Genomic DNA, 15,611 nt, shown 5'->3' with positions numbered 1-15,611 from the left:
TTGCCGAACTGACCTTGCCGAAGTTTTCAGACGGCGTTTGGGACATTGCAAGCATTGTTGCAGTCTCAGTCAATAACAAACCCATCGGCGCATTCGCACTTGCCGACGCGTTGAAAGCCGATACCGCCGAAGCCATAGGCCGTCTGAAAAAACATAATATCGATGTTTACATCATGAGCGGCGACAACCAAGGCACGGTCGAATACGCCGCCAAACAACTGGGCATCGCACACGCCTTCGGTAATATGAGTCCGCGCGATAAGGCTGCCGAAGTGCAGAAGCTCAAAGCTGCCGGCAAAACCGTGGCAATGGTCGGCGACGGCATCAATGACGCACCTGCGCTCGCCGCCGCCAACGTCAGCTTCGCGATGAAGGGCGGCGCGGACGTTGCCGAACACACCGCGTCCGCCACACTGATGCAGCATTCGGTCAACCAGCTCGCCGATGCGCTGTCGGTATCGCGGGCGACGTTGAAAAACATCAAGCAAAACCTGTTTTTCGCCTTTTTCTACAATATTTTGGGCATTCCGCTTGCCGCGCTCGGCTTCCTAAATCCCATCATCGCAGGCGCGGCAATGGCGGCAAGCTCGGTTTCGGTATTGGGCAATGCCTTGCGCCTGAAACGGGTGAATATTGAGTAATATGAGACCTTTGCAAAAAAGCCTTTCCCCCGACAGCCGGAACCCAAACACAGGTTTTCGTCTATTTCCGCTCCTAATTACTCCTGATTTTACCCAAATGCCCCCTTAACCCTCCCCGGATACCTGATAATCAGGCATCCGGGTCGCCTTTTAGGCAGCAACAGGCGCACTTAGCCTGTTAGCCGCTTTCAACAGGTTCAAACACATCGCCTTCAGATGGCTTTGCGCACTCACTTTGAGCAAACCAAAATAGGTTGCCCGCGCATAGCAGAATTTACGGTGTAACGTACCGAAGCTTTGTTCGACCACATAACGGGTTTTCGATAAATACCGGTTACGCTTCGTTTGATTTTCCGTCAGCGGACGGTTGCGGTGGGCTTTGCGCATAATGCCGTCCGGTAACCGATGCTCTTTCAGATGTTGCCGGTTTTCCGCACTGTCGCAGCCTTTATCGGCATAGACGGTTGTATCTTCGGCAATGCCCTCCAACAACGGCGACAGGTGTTTGCACTCATGGGCATTGGCGGGGGTAATGTGCAGTTTCTCGATATAGCCTTCCGCATCGGTACAGGTATGTTGTTTGTAACCGAGTTTGTAGAGGCCGTTTTTCTTTATCCAACGGGCATCGCTGTCTTTACTCGGTGTGGTTTGACCGCTGACTTGTCCTTCTTCATCGATTTCTATAGCCTGACGCTGTTTGCTGCCGGCAGTCTGAATAATGGTGGCGTCAACGACGGCGGCGGATGCTTTCTCTATTTTTAAACCTTTTTCGGTCAGTTGGCAGTTAATCAGTTTGAGCAATTCAGACAGGGTATCGTCTTGCGCCAGCCAGTTGCGGTAGCGGCATAAGGTGCTGTAATCGGGGATGCTCAGTTCGTCAAAACGGCAAAACAGGTTGAAATCGATGCGGGTGATGAGGCTGTGTTCGAGTTCGGGATCGGAGAGGCTGTGCCATTGTCCGAGCAGGACGGCTTTGAACATGGATAGCAGTGGATAGGCGGGACGGCCGCGGTGGTCTCTAAAGTAACGGGTTCTTTGACGGTTCAGGTATTGTTCGATCGGCTGCCAATCAATCACCTGATCCAACTTCAATAGTGGGAAACGGTCGATGTGTTTGGCAATCATGGCTTGTGTGGTTTGCTGAAAGAAGGTGCTCATGAGAAATCCCCTAAATGTCTTGGTGGGGATTTTGGGGATTTTGGGGAATTTTGCAAAGGTCTCTACCGGTAACGGCAGGGTCTGATTTTTTTGATAAGCAATCTGCTATAATGACGCATTTCCGCATGTATAGTGGATTAACAAAAACCAGTACAGCGTTGCCTCGCCTTAGCTCAAAGAGAACGATTCTCTAAGGTGCTGAAGCACCAAGTGAATCGGTTCCGTACTATTTGTACTGTCTGCGGCTTCGTCGCCTTGTCCTGATTTAAATTTAATCTACTATATAAAGCGGTAAATCGGACGGCGTAGTTTCTACGCCTTTTGTGTATATTTTTTCGGTATCCTGCATTATTGCTGTTTGATGCCGTCTGAAAACAGTTGCCCGAGGGGACGCTGCCTTCCGGGTCAGAGTGGTTATGTTGAAAAAATGGTTGAATAAAATACTTCCTTCGGGGCGCGGTGGCAAAAGAGCGGAAGGTAAAACGGTCATACCTTTGGAAAGGCACAACATCCGTGCCGAAATGTTGAGTTTTGCCGCTGAGAAAGTCATATGCCGTCTGAAGGAGGCAGGCTTCCAGGCTTATGTTGTCGGGGGGGCGGTCAGGGATTTGCTGCTCGGTATTGAGCCTAAAGATTTTGATGTGGCGACCGATGCCACTCCGGAACAGGTGCACAAACTTTTCCGCCGCAGCCGCATCATCGGCAGGCGTTTCCAAATCGTTCATGTAATGAACGGTGCGGAAGTGATTGAGGTAACAACTTTTCGGGGTGGTGCGAAAGTACATCAGAATGCACGCGGCAGGATTATGAAAGACAATACCTACGGCAGTATCGAAGAAGATGCCATGAGGCGTGACTTTACCTGCAACGCGTTGTATTACGATCCGGAAAAAGAAGAAATTTTGGATTTCCACAACGGCATGGACGATATTGCCGAACGGAAGCTGGTGATGATCGGTAATGCCGCCGAACGGTATCAGGAAGACCCTGTCAGGATTTTAAGGGCAATCCGCCTGTCGGGGAAATTGGGATTCGAATTGTCGCAAGCGACCGCCGGACCTATTGCCGAATCAATAGGCCGTCTGAAACACGAGCCGGTGGCAAGGTTGTTTGATGAGATTATGAAGTTGTTGTTTTCAGGACACGCGCGAGAATGCTTGAAGCGTTTGAAAGAATTTGATGTTCCTGATGATATCCATCCCCTGTTTAATGCGCTGAACATTTCAGACGGCATGGATGGGAAAATGATAGGCCTTGCCCTTAAAAATACCGACGAACGCTTGCGCGCCGACAAATCGGTTTCGGTCGGCTTCGTGTTGGCAGCGTTAATGTGGCCGGAATTAAACCGCCATTGGAAAGTAAACCTGCAACAGGGTTTGAAACCTTCACACGCCTTGTCGGAGGCGATGAATACTTTGCGTGATACGGTTGAACGTGGTTGGGGCGTTCCCCAGCGTTTTTCTGCCACTATGCGTGAAATTTGGTTGTTTCAGCCGCAGTTTGAAAACAGGAGGGGGACAAGGCCGCATAAACTGTTTGCACAAGCGCGTTTCCGTGCCGCTTATGATTTTCTGATACTGCGTGCGGCAGTCGGCGATGCGGACCGTACGCTTGTCGATTGGTGGACGGCGTTTCAGACGGCATCACCTGAGCAGCGGGCCGATATGACCAAAAATCAGCCGTCCGTCCGATACGGCAAGAATGAAGGGCAGGCTAAAAAACGCCGCCGCAGAAGGCGTAAACCTGATCAGGGTTCTGTAGGTGCGAATCAACAATAATGGTTAACGGACGGGGAGTAATGCCGAAAAGGTTTCCGACTGCATATGCCCCTATCTTGGAAACAGTATAAATTCTTTAGAATCAGGCTGTTTAATAAATTTTGCCCTTTGTACAGCGTTGTTTTGTTTTGGTAGGCGTTTGAGCAGCCGATTAGAATTGTATGATTGATTGGTTTTTAATCTCTTGAGCCAATAAAACGGATGCCGTCTGATTTTTTCAGACGGCATTTTCTATTTTTTCGTTGCGGGCGCATTGGATTGCGTCGTCTTTTGCCGTCCAGCGGTTTGGGTCGTACAGGTTTAATAGCCGATGCCGCCGTTAAATGTGATGGTACACAAGGCGAGCGTGTCGTCTGTGGAGAAAGTGAGGTTGGTGCGCAATTGTGAAATTTCGGCGAAATTTTGCATGGACGGAGCAATCAGGTGCAGGAGGGATAATCGGGCAGATGAGGGTAGTCAGATAAAACGGATACGGAATCCTGCTTCCGTATCCGTTTTTGTTTGTGCGGTTGATTGTGCATCAAGGTTCAGACGGCATCCGTATCAGCAGTGTTCTGCCGATTCGTAGGCTTCGACGATTTTTTGCACTAAAGGATGCCGGACGACGTCTTCACTGGTAAAGGTGTGGAAATACAGGCCTTCTACATCGTGCAGTTTCTCACGTGCGTCTTTCAATCCTGATTTGATGTTTTTGGGCAGGTCAATCTGGCTGATGTCGCCGGTAATGACGGCTTTCGCACCAAATCCGATGCGGGTCAGGAACATTTTCATTTGTTCGGGCGTGGTATTTTGTGCCTCGTCGAGGATGATGTATGCGCTGTTGAGCGTCCTGCCGCGCATATAGGCGAGTGGGGCAATCTCAATTAGACCTTTTTCAATCAGCTTGGTTACACGGTCGAAGCCCATCAGGTCATAGAGGGCATCATAAAGCGGACGAAGGTAGGGATCGACTTTCTGGGTCAGGTCACCGGGCAGAAAACCCAGTTTCTCACCGGCTTCGACGGCAGGCCGGACTAAAACGATGCGTTCGATTTGGTGTTTTTCCATTGCGTCAACGGCGGCGGCGACGGCAAGATAGGTTTTGCCCGTGCCTGCGGGCCCCAGCCCGAATACGATATCGTGGTTGAGCAGGGCGCGGATATAGCCGTTTTGGCTGGGTGTCCTGCCGCCGATGCTGCCGCGTTTGGTGCGGAAATAATAGGCGTGGTCATGGTTTTTTTCTTGATGACCGGCATCTTCGGTTTGGGCTTCGACGGCGGCAAGCCTGATGTCACCGTCGTTTAGGTCGCGCGTCTGCGCCGTTTCCAAGAGTTTGAGCAGTGCGCGTTTGCCGGCGTGTGCAAATGCGCCGTTGAAAGTGAAATGTTCAAAACGGCGGCTGATGTGGATATCGAGTGCTTTGGCAAGTAAATCAAGGTTGTTGTCAAAAGAACCGCACAGACGCTGCAACGCCAAGTTGTCGGTTTCTTCTAAATGCAGGTGGACGGTATGTGTCATATGAAGGTCCGAATAGTTGGATATTGTGTGATTTTAATCTATTTCATCGGTATTTTCTTACCGTATTCTGCGATTGCCTGTCGGAAAATGCCAATCAACCTGTCTATAACGGCATTTTCGCCAAATTCGTTCAGACAGTTTTTCCTAAGTCGGGCAGGTTCAAAATCAGAGTGGTGTTCATACATTTTGATGAGTGCGTCGGCAAGGGCATCGTCGTCGTCAACAGGAACCAAATATCCGTTGCCGTCTGAAACAATAGATTCCGCACCGCCGCAGCGTGTTGCAATGACGGGCAGTCCTTGGGACAGTGCTTCGATATAGACCACGCCGAAGGTTTCTGTGCGGCTGGCAAGGACGAATGCGTCGCTGTTTCTCATCAAATCCAATACTGCTTCGGGCTGTAATGCGCCTAAAAATGTAACGGCATGGGCAATTCCCAACTGACGTGCCTGCCGTTTCAGGTTTGTTTCTTCTTGTCCGCTGCCGCCGATATTCAAACGGAGGTTGGGGTGTTTTGCCAAAGCACGGGCAAAGGCGGACAGGAGGACATCATGTCCTTTTAGCCGGCGTAGATGGGAGACAGTGCAGAAGGTAAAATATTTGTCCGGACGGTTGATTTGCGGGGGATTGAAGGCTCGGGTAAAGATGTTACCCAGAATGTTAGGCAGATATTGCCATGTAGTGCCGTATTTATGTTGCAGGACTTGGGCGAAACGGCGGCTGACAGCGAGCAGTGCGGAGGCGTGTGCCGCCGCATTTTTCATAGGCTGCCATTGGTGCGGGCGCACCAAACCGCGCGTAATGGTGCTGCTGTGTTCCGTGACGACATAGGGGATGCCGTATTTTTGGGAAATCTTGAAGGCAAGTATGCCGGCATAGTTCATACAGTGGGCATGGATGATGTCGGGAATGCCGTTTTCCCCGATATAGCGATCAAAGGCCTTTAATCCTGCTCGCACCCAGCGGATGCGGTCGATGTCGATTAGCGGAAAACGGGGGAAGAAATACATGCTGCGCCATGCATAGATGTCCAAACCTTTTTGCCGGTATTGGGCAAAACCGTAAGGGCCGGTCAGGATGCTTGCTGTTTCTTTCCGCAGATAACGGAACATGGGGGCGAGGATGGCGGTTTTGATGCCTTTGCGTTGGAGGGCCTGTGCTTGATTTTGGAAAAATATTCCGTCCACATCCTGTTCGGATTGCGGATACCATGAGGGGATGACGAGGACGTGCAACGGTTCGGACATAATGTGATTCCGTATCGGAAAGACGGTTATTATAAGGCAGGCCGATCGAATATTTAAATTGTTGCCTTACGCTAACGCAATTTAGCATACCGATATGCTAGATTGGCGGTTTTATAAGTGAGGATACGGATATGTTGCGTTCTATTTTGGTGGCTTCCCTATTGGCGGTATCTTTTCCGGCAGCGGCTGAAGCATTGAATTACAATATTGTCGAATTTTCTGAATCGGCAGGTGTAGAGGTGGCTCAGGATACGATGTCCGCACGTTTCCAAGTGACGGCAGAAGGACGGGACAAAAATGCCGTCAATGCCGAGTTTGTTAAAAAATTCAACAATTTCACCAGAAAATCAAAAAATGGTAGCTTTAAAACCGAATTGGTATCGCGCAGTGCGATGCCGCGCTATCAATATACCAACGGCAGACGCATTCAAACAGGCTGGGAGGAGCGTGCGGAATTTAAGGTCGAAGGTAGGGATTTTGATGAGTTAAACCGTTTTATTGCCGATGTTCAGGCAGATGCCGCATTGGAATATACGGATTTCCATGTGTCGCGTGAACGCCGAAACGAGGTCATCGATCAGGTCAGTAAAGATGCTATTTTGCGTTTCAAGGCGCGTGCCGACAAGTTGTCGGGCATATTGGGTACGTCCGGTTATAAAATCGTCAAATTAAATTTGGGACACATCGGCAGCCATATCGCGGGTGGGGGAACTGCTCAGGCAAAAATGCTTCGTGCCATGCCGATGGCGGCAAGCGTCAATATGGAGGGTGCGGATTCCGCCGCGCCGGGTGTGGAGGAAATCAGCATCAGTGTCAATGGAACGGTTCAGTTCTGATTTGAGGTGAACGGCAAATGCCGTCTGAAACCCGACGATAAGGGTTCAGACGGCATTTATATTTTAGGCTTTGGGCAGGGTTACGCCGGTTTGTCCCATGTATTTGCCGTTGCGGTCTTTGTATGAAGTTTCGCACACTTCGTCGCTCTCGAAGAAGAGGACTTGCGCTACGCCTTCGCCTGCGTAGATTTTGGCGGGCAGGGGGGTGGTGTTGGAAAATTCGAGGGTAACGTAGCCTTCCCATTCCGGCTCGAACGGGGTAACGTTGACGATAATGCCGCAGCGGGCGTAGGTGGATTTGCCCAAGCATACGGTCAGGACGTTGCGCGGGATGCGGAAATATTCGACCGTGCGCGCCAGTGCGAAGGAATTGGGCGGGATGATGCAGCAGTCGTCTTCAACGGTAACGAAGTTTTTGGGATCGAAGTTTTTGGGATCGACGATGGTGCTGTTGATGTTGGTAAAAATTTTAAATTCATTGGCGCAGCGGATATCGTAGCCGTAGCTGGACGTGCCGTAGGAGATGATGCGTTTGCCGTCGGCTTCTTTGATTTGGTTCGGCTCGAAGGGATCGATCATGCCGAATTCTTCGCTCATGCGGCGTATCCATTTGTCGGACTTGATGCTCATAATGTTTTCCTTGTTTCTTTTGATGTTCGGACAAAGCATTCGGGGATGCCGTCTGAAAACGGGGCTTATTTGTTTTTGGGCAGTTTCACTTCTTTAATCATGCCGTTTTCGCATTTCATAATGAAGAGGGTTTCGCCGTTTTGCGAGACGGTAAATCTGCCGTGTGCCAAACCTTTTTTAAATATGCCCGAGAGTACCATGTTGCGGAATTTGGTACTGTCGGAATTGAACGGTTCGATAAATATTTCGCGGTTGGCGGCAACGGTATAAACGCCTTGTCCGTCGAACTTGCCGTTTTTAAACGAACCGGTATAGTTGCGCCCGTCTTGGCAGCGCCATGTGCCTTTGCCGGCGGGTTTACCGTCTTTGCCGACATCGCCGTCGTAGGTGCAGCCTGGTTCTTGATAGGAAGTCAGAACGGCGGCCGAAGTGGGGAGGGCGAACATCATGGCGGGCAGTAGGAATGCGAGATGTTTAAGCATAAGGGTTATTCCATTGGATTTTGGTTGACGGTATTTTGTCGTGTAAAAGCCGTCTGAAAAATCAATCTTGCCAGCCGCCCAAATAGGAAACCAGCTCTTCCAACATGGTGCTGACGGATTCCGCCATCAGGATTTGCGAGGCGAAGGCAAGACTGGCGGCATCGTCACCGTTGCTTTCGGCTTCTTCCTGCAATACGTCGAGGTATTGGATGCGCTTGAGTGTGAAGTCTTGAGTGAGGATAAAGGCGATTTGTTCGCGCCAAACCAAACCGAGCTGGGTTACGGTCTTACCGTTTTTGACGTGTTGAACCACTTCGTCGGCGGTTAAATCTTGTTTGGATACTTTGATGACGGGAACAATATCGCCCGTACCTTTGAGTTCGCAATCGCTGTCTAATTCAAAACCGCCTTCGCAATGCCCTTGCAACAGCCAGCCGGTCATCAGGGAAGAGGGCGATTGCTTGGTATTCGGCAGCGAGGCTTCCAAACCGCCCAAAGCTTCGCGCAGCTTGGTCAGGATGTTTTCTGCTTTGGTGGAAGCCGCGTTATTGACGAGCAGGTAGCCGTGGCGGGTGTTAAACACTGCTTCAGTACGGCTGCTGCGGGTAAATGCACGGGGCAGTAGGTCGTCCGTAATCTGCTCTTTAAGCTCTTGTTTTTCTTTGCGACCGACATTACGGGCTTCATTGTTTTGGATTTCCGCTACCTTCTCTTCCAAAATATCGCGGATGACGCCGGCGGGCAGGACTTTTTCCTCTTTTTTCAGGGCGACGCGCAAGGTAAAGTCGGCAGGGAAAACGAGTTCCGGGGAGAATGAAACCGGTGCGGTAAAGCCTTCGCTGAACCAGTCTAAGCCTTGGCAATGGGTAAATTCAGCTTCGACAAGTTTGTCGGCAAGTACGTCCGCCTCAGGCAGCTTTTCTTTGTTGAGCGGATAAAAACTAATCTGCTTGAACCACATAATGTTTCCTATTGTTTGAAATGTCGGGAATTATTTGCTGAATTGTTTTTTCACGCTGACTTTGGTTTTCTTCTTGAAGCGGTTTTTCTCTTCCTTGCGGCCTTCGCGTTTCTCAATACGGTTGCTCAAGCTGACGCGGCGCAACGGTTTTTTCTTCGGTTTGTCTTCCGCATTTTCATACGGGTTTTCCGAAACATTGTATTGAATCCGCAACGGCGTGCCTTGCAGATTGAAGGCTTTGCGGAACGTTTGGGTCAGATAGCGTGTATAGCTGTCGGAAATCGCGTGCAGCGAATTGCCGTGTACCACAATTACGGGAGGGTTCATGCCGCCTTGGTGGGCATAACGCATTTTCGGACGCACCAAGCCGGCACGCGGCGGCTGTTGACGCTCGATAGCGCTTTGCAATACACGCGTGATTTTCGGTGTCGGCATCTTAATCATCGCCGCATTGTAGGCAGCCTGAATGCTGTCGAACAATCCGTCTATGCCGCGTTCTTTCAACGCGGAAATAAAGTGGAACTTGGCAAAATCAAGGAAATACAGTTTGCGGTTGATATCGCGCTTCACTTGCTCGCGACGCTCTTCGCTGATGCCGTCCCATTTGTTGACGGCAACCACCAGCGCGCGCCCTGCTTCCAAAGCAAAACCGGCAATCGTCGCATCTTGGTCGGCGATGTCCTGCTGCGCGTCCAATACCAAAACAGCTACGTTTGCCGCTTCAACCGCCTGCATCGCTTTGATAACGGAGAATTTTTCTACTGCTTCATCCACTTTGCCGCGACGGCGCACACCTGCGGTATCGATGATGGTAAACGGTTTGCCTTCACGTTCAAAATCGATGTGGATACTGTCGCGTGTCGTACCCGCCATATCGAAGGCAATCACGCGCTCTTCGCCGAGAATGGCGTTTACCAAGGTTGATTTACCGACGTTCGGACGACCGATAACGGCAAAAACAGGATGTTTTGCATCGGCTTCTTCGGCTTCAGGCTCGGGGAAGTTTTCCAAAATATCTTCAATCAGATAATACACGCCGTCGCCGTGCGCGCCTGAAATAACATAAGGGTCGCCCAAGGCAAGTTCGTAGAACTCGGCGGCAAGCACGGCTCTGTTGCCGCCTTCGCCTTTGTTTACCGCCAGATAAACAGGGCGCGGGCTTTGGCGCAAACGGTCGGCAATAATCTTGTCTTGCGGGGTCAGGCCGGTACGGCCGTCCACCAAAAACACAACCGCATCGGCTTCATCGACAGCCTGCAAGGTTTGTTTTGCCATTTCGTGCAAAATGCCGCTGTCCACAACCGGCTCAAAACCGCCGGTATCGATGACCAAATAAGGTTTGCTGCCGACTTTGCCATGACCATAATGGCGGTCTCGGGTCAGACCGGGCAGGTCATGCACGAGCGCGTCTTTGGTGCGCGTTAAACGGTTGAATAAAGTAGATTTGCCGACGTTGGGGCGGCCGACAAGCGCGATGGTGGGTTTCATTATTGAGTCTTTCTGTGTCAAGTGCCGTTCGGTAGAACTGAACACGAGCAGGTGTCCGTTGGGACACGGCGGATGGTTTTACGGGAATCGCCGTAGGATAGTATTGTCTGAAATGCCGTCTGAAGAGAGAGCGGCATTTCAGACGGCATTTATTTCAGCGAATCGAGTTTCATTTGAACCAATTCGCGACCGACAGAATCTTGAGGCATTTTTTCCAAAGCCTGTCCGTAGTTTTTTAAGGCTTCTTGGTTTTTTCCCTGTGCGGCATAAACATCGCCTTTGGTTTCCATCAGCAGGGGGGCGAAGTCCGCTTCAACCGGCGTATCGAGTGCGGCAAGCGCGGCATCGTATTTTTTTTGTTGCAACAACACAACGCCCAGACGCTGCGCCGCCAACGCCTGAATCAGGCTGTCTTTTTGGTTGGACAACACCCATTTCAAATGGCCTTCGGCAACATCGTAACGCTGCGCGTCAAATTCGGTTGCTGCCGCCATCAGCGTGGCTTGGGCGGCGGAAATGGAATGCGGGTAGCTTTGTTGGAGCTTGGTCAATTCGGCATTGATTTCGCTTTGCGGGGCTTTGTTTTGCGCCTTTTCCACGATTTCAGCCAATATGGCAGCGGCTTCTTGATTTTGGGAAACTTTACGGTTTTGGTAAACCGTGTATCCCAAGTAGCCGAGCGCTGCCAAAATCAGCACGGCAAACAGCCATTTGCCCGTGGTTTTCCAAAAATATTTGAAGTTGTCTAACTCTTGTTGTTCTTCGAGATGGGCTGCCATTTATGCGTTCTTCCATTGTTGTAAAGTAGGGGTTAAATCCTCGGCGGCGACGGTTTGTTGACCGTGTGCGCCGTTCATGTCTTTGAGCGTAACCGTACCGTTCGCCAGTTCGTCTTGCGCGACAATCAGGGCAAAGCGCGCGCCGCTGTTGTCGGCTTTTTTCATTTGCGCTTTCAGGCTTTGATAGCCGGAATGCTGCATTACATTGAAATCTTGCGCGCGCAAGGCTTGTGCGTATTTCATCACCTGCAAGTCCGCCCCTTCGCCTTGGTGCATTGCATAGACATCAGGCGCGGCGTTCACTTCCAGCGAGCCGTATTCGCTCACCAAAAGCAGCAGCCGCTCGATACCCATTGCAAAGCCGATGGACGGCGCAGGCTTACCGCCGAGTTCCTCAATCAAACCATCGTAACGGCCGCCGCCGCACACAGTCGCTTGCGCGCCGAGTTTGTCGGTCGTCCACTCAAAAACCGTCTGATTGTAATAATCCAAACCGCGAACCAAGCGCGGATTTTCAATATATTGAATACCCAAACCGTCCAACATCGCCTTGAAGCGTGCATAGTGGTTTTGCGAAGCCTCGCACAAATAATCCACCAAACGCGGCGCGGCGTTGCAGATTTCCTGCAAATCAGGATTTTTCGTATCCAAAACGCGCAAAGGATTGGTTTTCAGACGGCGTTTGCTGTCTTCATCCAATTTATCTTCATAACGGGTCAGATATTCAACCAATGCCGCACGGTGTGCCGCGCGTTCCTCACGGTTGCCCAAGCTGTTGATTTCCAAAGTCAGGTATTCGCGAATACCCAATTTTTCCCATAAGTCGGCAGACATCGCGATGATTTCCGCATCAATATCCGGCCCTTCAAAACCCAAAGCCTCGATGCCGACCTGATGAAACTGACGGTAACGGCCTTTTTGCGGACGCTCGCGGCGGAACATCGGCCCCATATACCACAGCTTTTGCGGGCTGTTGTACAGAAGGTTGTGTTCGACCACCGCACGCAGACAAGACGCCGTACCTTCAGGACGCAGGCTTAAACTCAAAGAATCGTTTGAATCGGAAAAGGTGTACATTTCCTTGCCGACCACGTCGGTTTCCTCGCCGATGGAGCGGACAAACAAACCGGTTTGCTCGACAATCGGCGTACGGATTTGCTGATAACCGTAAGCGCGCGTCCAACGGTTTACCGTATCTTCAAACGCCTGCCAAAACGCAGCCGTCAGTTTGAAATCTTTTTGCCCGACAGGCAGAAGGTCGTTCATGCCTTTGACGGATTGGATTTTTTGTGCCATTTCAAGTAAAAATGCTTAAATCAAATTGCGGGCGATTATAGCGGATTTTTAAGGGCTTGTGAGGATAGAGATGGTTTGCGGATGGGTAAAAATGCCGTCTGAAACAGTTTTCAGACGGCATTTGACTTACTCTGCACGTGCTTGCCTGATTTGTTCGACTGCAAACTCCGTCTGCCGCTTGGGATGATGTGTGAAAAACAATTTATTTGAAATTGTCTCGGCTTTTTTCGATACGACAGCCAAAATCTTACCTGCCAAATTACCCTCACGGGTTTGCCAAGCATCCAAACACTAGGCCCTGCTCATCGAAACATGACCCAGCGACGGGTCGGCAAGCAAAACCGTATTGCCGTCTATACCGCGCAATACCGAGAAATGATCATTTTTGCGGTATTTCAGATACACGATGACGGGGATTTTCAACTGCGCGACCTGCTCGAAAGACAGGGCATAGCCTTTCGCTTCAAAGCCCAAATCAGGCATGATGCGCCGCATATCCTCAAACGACGCGCGCATCTGCTCCTTATCCAGTTTTTTCAACACGTCCCCTTCCGTCAGCTTTTGCCCGTAAAAATTGTTCAAAAGCGTCGCCACCGAAGCCGCCCCGCAGGAAAAATCCAAATCCTACTTTACAATATTGAAGTCCCGCCGCGCTTTCCAGCTTTGTATTTTGACTTTGCCGTAGGCTATGGGGTTTTCTTCCGCAAAGTGAAAAGAATGTGCACAAAGAGGCAGGACGGCGGCGAGGAGCAGGGAGGCGGCAAACCGTCTTTTTTGTTCCATTAAATTCCTCCTAAAAGGCTGCCCGGAATTTTTAAGCAGCCTTTTGATTGGTAAACGTTACAACGGAAGCCTTAGCCTCCCGATTGCAGTATTTCAATTCCAAGATAAATGCCGCATAGAAAAGATAAAATACTTAAATGGTTTTTAGCGGCTTAAATATCTTATTTAATCTTATTGATTGTTTTCCAAATAGTTTTCGCAATAAATAATAAGAAGTAGAATAATAAACAAACAGAACATGAAAATAAAAATAAATCTTTCATCATCTCAGTAATAAAATTCCAAAGATTTTCCTTATTTCCATCAACAATAAAAATTATCAGTTCATGAATAAAGAATACTGCAAAGAAAATGCTTCCTGCCGTTAGCGATATTTCTAATCTGCTTATTTTCCCTTCGCTATATTTACCTGATAAATAGCCTAAAAAAGCTGCAATCAAATCATCCATTTTAAAAATTTCTGTAAAAACAGGTAATGTCCTTAATTCATTTTGTCCAAGCCGTTTGCCATTGCGGGGCAATCATAGACAGCATCATCACAGCTGAGGTGTTTTGTTTTTTCATAACACAACTCCTTTGGATTACAACGTTGGAAAATCAAAACCTGCTTAAAATGTATGTTGTACACCTAATTTCAGTTCGGAACTGCTTTGCCCTGAAACGTTGAAACGTGCGGATGGGTTTAAAGCCGTAGTTTGGGTGAAACCGAAACCTGCGCTGAAATGGGCGTAGGTGGATGTGTTTCCGGAGGATTCCCGTTTGGTCGGGCTACCTGCCCAACCATTAGATGACTCCGGTCAGGCTGATTCTGTCGTTGGCGGCAAATGAGATGTTGGGGTTGAGCAGCAGGTAGTTGCCCGATTTGTAGCGGATGCCGTCTGAAAGGGTATTGCTGCCGTTTTCTTGGATTTCGGTCGGAATGGGGATAAACGAGGTTGCGCCGGTTTGGATGTAAACCGGTGCGGCAAGTTCGGCGCGGTTGTTTTCGCTATTCAGGTAGGTAAGGGAAGTTTTCAGTTTCCATTTTCCCTTGTCGGTCATCATGTCTTCAATCGTCAAGGGCAGGTCGGCATAAGCGGATAAAGGCAGGATGGCGGGCAAGGCGGACAAAAAGATGCGTTTCATATTTTCTCTTATTGATATTAATTCTTATTCAAGAATAGTAATGAATATCCGATAATTTTGTCTAAATAAATTTTTAAATCAGAAAAAAACAAAATGTTTGTTTTTATCAATTATGTTTTGATATGCCGTCTGAAAAGTTTGTGAAAAACAGTTACAATCCGCCGCATGAAAAAACGCAATAATCCTCTTCCGCTGTTGAACGGTGTCAAACCCAGTTATTTGGTGCTGCCGCATGAAAAGCAGTTTTACGGGCTGCCGCTGCTGCATTTTCTGTGCATCCGCTTTCCTTTTGTGGGCGCGGACAATTGGTGCAGGCGGTTGAACAGCGGTTTTGTGGTCGGTTCGGATGGTGCGGCGTTGGATGAACATTCTTTGTTCGAGCCGGGTAAGATGATGTTTTATTATCGGGAAACCAGCAGTGAGGATGAGCCGCGTATTCCGTTTGAAGAAAAGATTTTGCATATTGATGAGCATTTGATTGTGGTGGACAAGCCGCATTTTCTGCCCGTCATCCCCAGCGGGCGTTTTTTGAGGGAAACGCTGTTGACACGTCTGCGCCTGCGCCCTGAATTGCAGCATTTGAATGTTGAAGACATTACGCCGCTGCACCGCTTGGACAAGGATACGGCAGGCGTGATGCTGCTGTCGCATAATCCTGCGACGCGTGGAGCCTATCAGACGATGTTTCAAAACAAAACGGTATGGAAAACGTATGAGGCGCTTGCGCCGACAAGGACGGATTTGCCGTATCCGATCGATGTGGTTTCGCGTTTGGTGAGGGGTGAAAAATTTTTTACGACGCAAGAGGCGGAAGGCGAACCAAACGCACATACGACGGTCGAACTGATTGAAAACAGAGGGGAATTCAGCCTTTACCGCCTTACGCCGCATACCGGTAAGAAACACCAGT

The 15,611-nt window shown here is 49.7% G+C and carries 14 protein-coding genes and 3 pseudogenes; 4 read left to right on the top strand and 13 right to left on the bottom strand.

Annotated elements, in window-relative coordinates; translation table 11 throughout:
* Nucleotides 1-641 (top strand): HAD-IC family P-type ATPase (locus ACRPFF_RS09810; protein WP_432674541.1); only part of this gene is annotated, 641 nt, incomplete at its 5' end.
* Nucleotides 642-791: 150 nt separating this feature from the next.
* Here ACRPFF_RS09810 and ACRPFF_RS09805 read toward each other — a convergent pair.
* Nucleotides 792-1,799 carry an IS5 family transposase gene (locus ACRPFF_RS09805; RefSeq protein WP_432674540.1) on the bottom strand — a complete coding sequence of 336 codons (1,008 nt, stop codon included), beginning with the start codon at nucleotides 1,797-1,799 and terminating at the stop codon, nucleotides 792-794.
* Between the two features lie 221 nt (nucleotides 1,800-2,020).
* A pseudogene (locus ACRPFF_RS09800) lies at nucleotides 2,021-2,083 on the bottom strand (transposase); the annotation flags it as partial.
* A gap of 132 nt (nucleotides 2,084-2,215) precedes the next feature.
* On the opposite strand from ACRPFF_RS09800, the gene ACRPFF_RS09795 reads away from it, so the two are divergent.
* Nucleotides 2,216-3,577, top strand: a complete 1,362-nt coding sequence (locus ACRPFF_RS09795) for a polynucleotide adenylyltransferase PcnB (RefSeq protein WP_432674539.1) — start codon at nucleotides 2,216-2,218, stop codon at nucleotides 3,575-3,577.
* 543 nt (nucleotides 3,578-4,120) lie between these two features.
* On the opposite strand, the gene ACRPFF_RS09790 is transcribed toward ACRPFF_RS09795, so the two are convergent.
* A complete protein-coding gene (locus tag ACRPFF_RS09790; RefSeq protein WP_432674538.1) occupies nucleotides 4,121-5,074 on the bottom strand; it encodes a PhoH family protein in 954 nt (317 codons plus the stop codon).
* Between the two features lie 38 nt (nucleotides 5,075-5,112).
* The gene (locus tag ACRPFF_RS09785) at nucleotides 5,113-6,309 is read right to left on the bottom strand and encodes a glycosyltransferase (protein ID WP_432674542.1); all 1,197 of its coding nucleotides are present in this window, start codon (nucleotides 6,307-6,309) and stop codon (nucleotides 5,113-5,115) included.
* Nucleotides 6,310-6,452: 143 nt separating this feature from the next.
* Here ACRPFF_RS09785 and ACRPFF_RS09780 point away from each other — a divergent pair, with 143 nt between their 5' ends.
* The gene (locus tag ACRPFF_RS09780; RefSeq protein WP_411713016.1) at nucleotides 6,453-7,157 is read left to right on the top strand and encodes an SIMPL domain-containing protein; all 705 of its coding nucleotides are present in this window, start codon (nucleotides 6,453-6,455) and stop codon (nucleotides 7,155-7,157) included.
* A 63-nt stretch (nucleotides 7,158-7,220) separates the two neighbouring features.
* Here ACRPFF_RS09780 and dcd read toward each other — a convergent pair whose 3' ends face one another.
* The 9 genes and pseudogenes from dcd to ACRPFF_RS09735 form a co-directional block, all read right to left on the bottom strand.
* On the bottom strand, nucleotides 7,221-7,787 hold the full coding sequence (gene dcd / locus ACRPFF_RS09775; RefSeq protein WP_002222688.1) for a dCTP deaminase: 567 nt from the start codon (nucleotides 7,785-7,787) through the stop codon (nucleotides 7,221-7,223).
* A gap of 65 nt (nucleotides 7,788-7,852) precedes the next feature.
* A complete protein-coding gene (locus tag ACRPFF_RS09770; RefSeq protein ID WP_137426389.1) occupies nucleotides 7,853-8,269 on the bottom strand; it encodes an MORN repeat-containing protein in 417 nt (138 codons plus the stop codon).
* A 61-nt stretch (nucleotides 8,270-8,330) separates the two neighbouring features.
* Nucleotides 8,331-9,230 carry a recombination-associated protein RdgC gene (locus ACRPFF_RS09765; RefSeq protein WP_432674537.1) on the bottom strand — a complete coding sequence of 300 codons (900 nt, stop codon included), beginning with the start codon at nucleotides 9,228-9,230 and terminating at the stop codon, nucleotides 8,331-8,333.
* 30 nt (nucleotides 9,231-9,260) lie between these two features.
* Nucleotides 9,261-10,718, bottom strand: coding sequence for a ribosome biogenesis GTPase Der (der, locus tag ACRPFF_RS09760; protein ID WP_432674536.1), 1,458 nt, complete (start codon nucleotides 10,716-10,718; stop codon nucleotides 9,261-9,263).
* A 149-nt stretch (nucleotides 10,719-10,867) separates the two neighbouring features.
* On the bottom strand, nucleotides 10,868-11,497 hold the full coding sequence (locus tag ACRPFF_RS09755; RefSeq protein WP_411713014.1) for a YfgM family protein: 630 nt from the start codon (nucleotides 11,495-11,497) through the stop codon (nucleotides 10,868-10,870).
* Nucleotides 11,498-12,793, bottom strand: a complete 1,296-nt coding sequence (gene hisS, locus ACRPFF_RS09750; RefSeq protein WP_432674535.1) for a histidine--tRNA ligase — start codon at nucleotides 12,791-12,793, stop codon at nucleotides 11,498-11,500.
* Between the two features lie 126 nt (nucleotides 12,794-12,919).
* A pseudogene (locus ACRPFF_RS09745) lies at nucleotides 12,920-13,576 on the bottom strand (C39 family peptidase).
* Nucleotides 13,577-13,737: 161 nt separating this feature from the next.
* Complete coding sequence (locus ACRPFF_RS09740) at nucleotides 13,738-14,025, bottom strand: hypothetical protein (RefSeq protein ID WP_432674534.1); 288 nt, start codon at nucleotides 14,023-14,025, stop codon at nucleotides 13,738-13,740.
* 159 nt (nucleotides 14,026-14,184) lie between these two features.
* Nucleotides 14,185-14,701 (bottom strand): annotated as a pseudogene (locus ACRPFF_RS09735) (hypothetical protein).
* A 165-nt stretch (nucleotides 14,702-14,866) separates the two neighbouring features.
* On the opposite strand from ACRPFF_RS09735, the gene ACRPFF_RS09730 reads away from it, so the two are divergent.
* On the top strand, nucleotides 14,867-15,611 hold a 745-nt coding region (locus ACRPFF_RS09730; protein ID WP_432674533.1), incomplete at its 3' end, for a pseudouridine synthase.

It is taken from the genome of Neisseria sp. SLRRB23 (assembly GCF_050896295.1).
GTDB lineage: Bacteria > Pseudomonadota > Gammaproteobacteria > Burkholderiales > Neisseriaceae > Neisseria.
The sequence above is the reverse complement of the archived record's forward strand: the minus strand, read 5'-3'. Positions and strand labels throughout refer to the sequence as shown.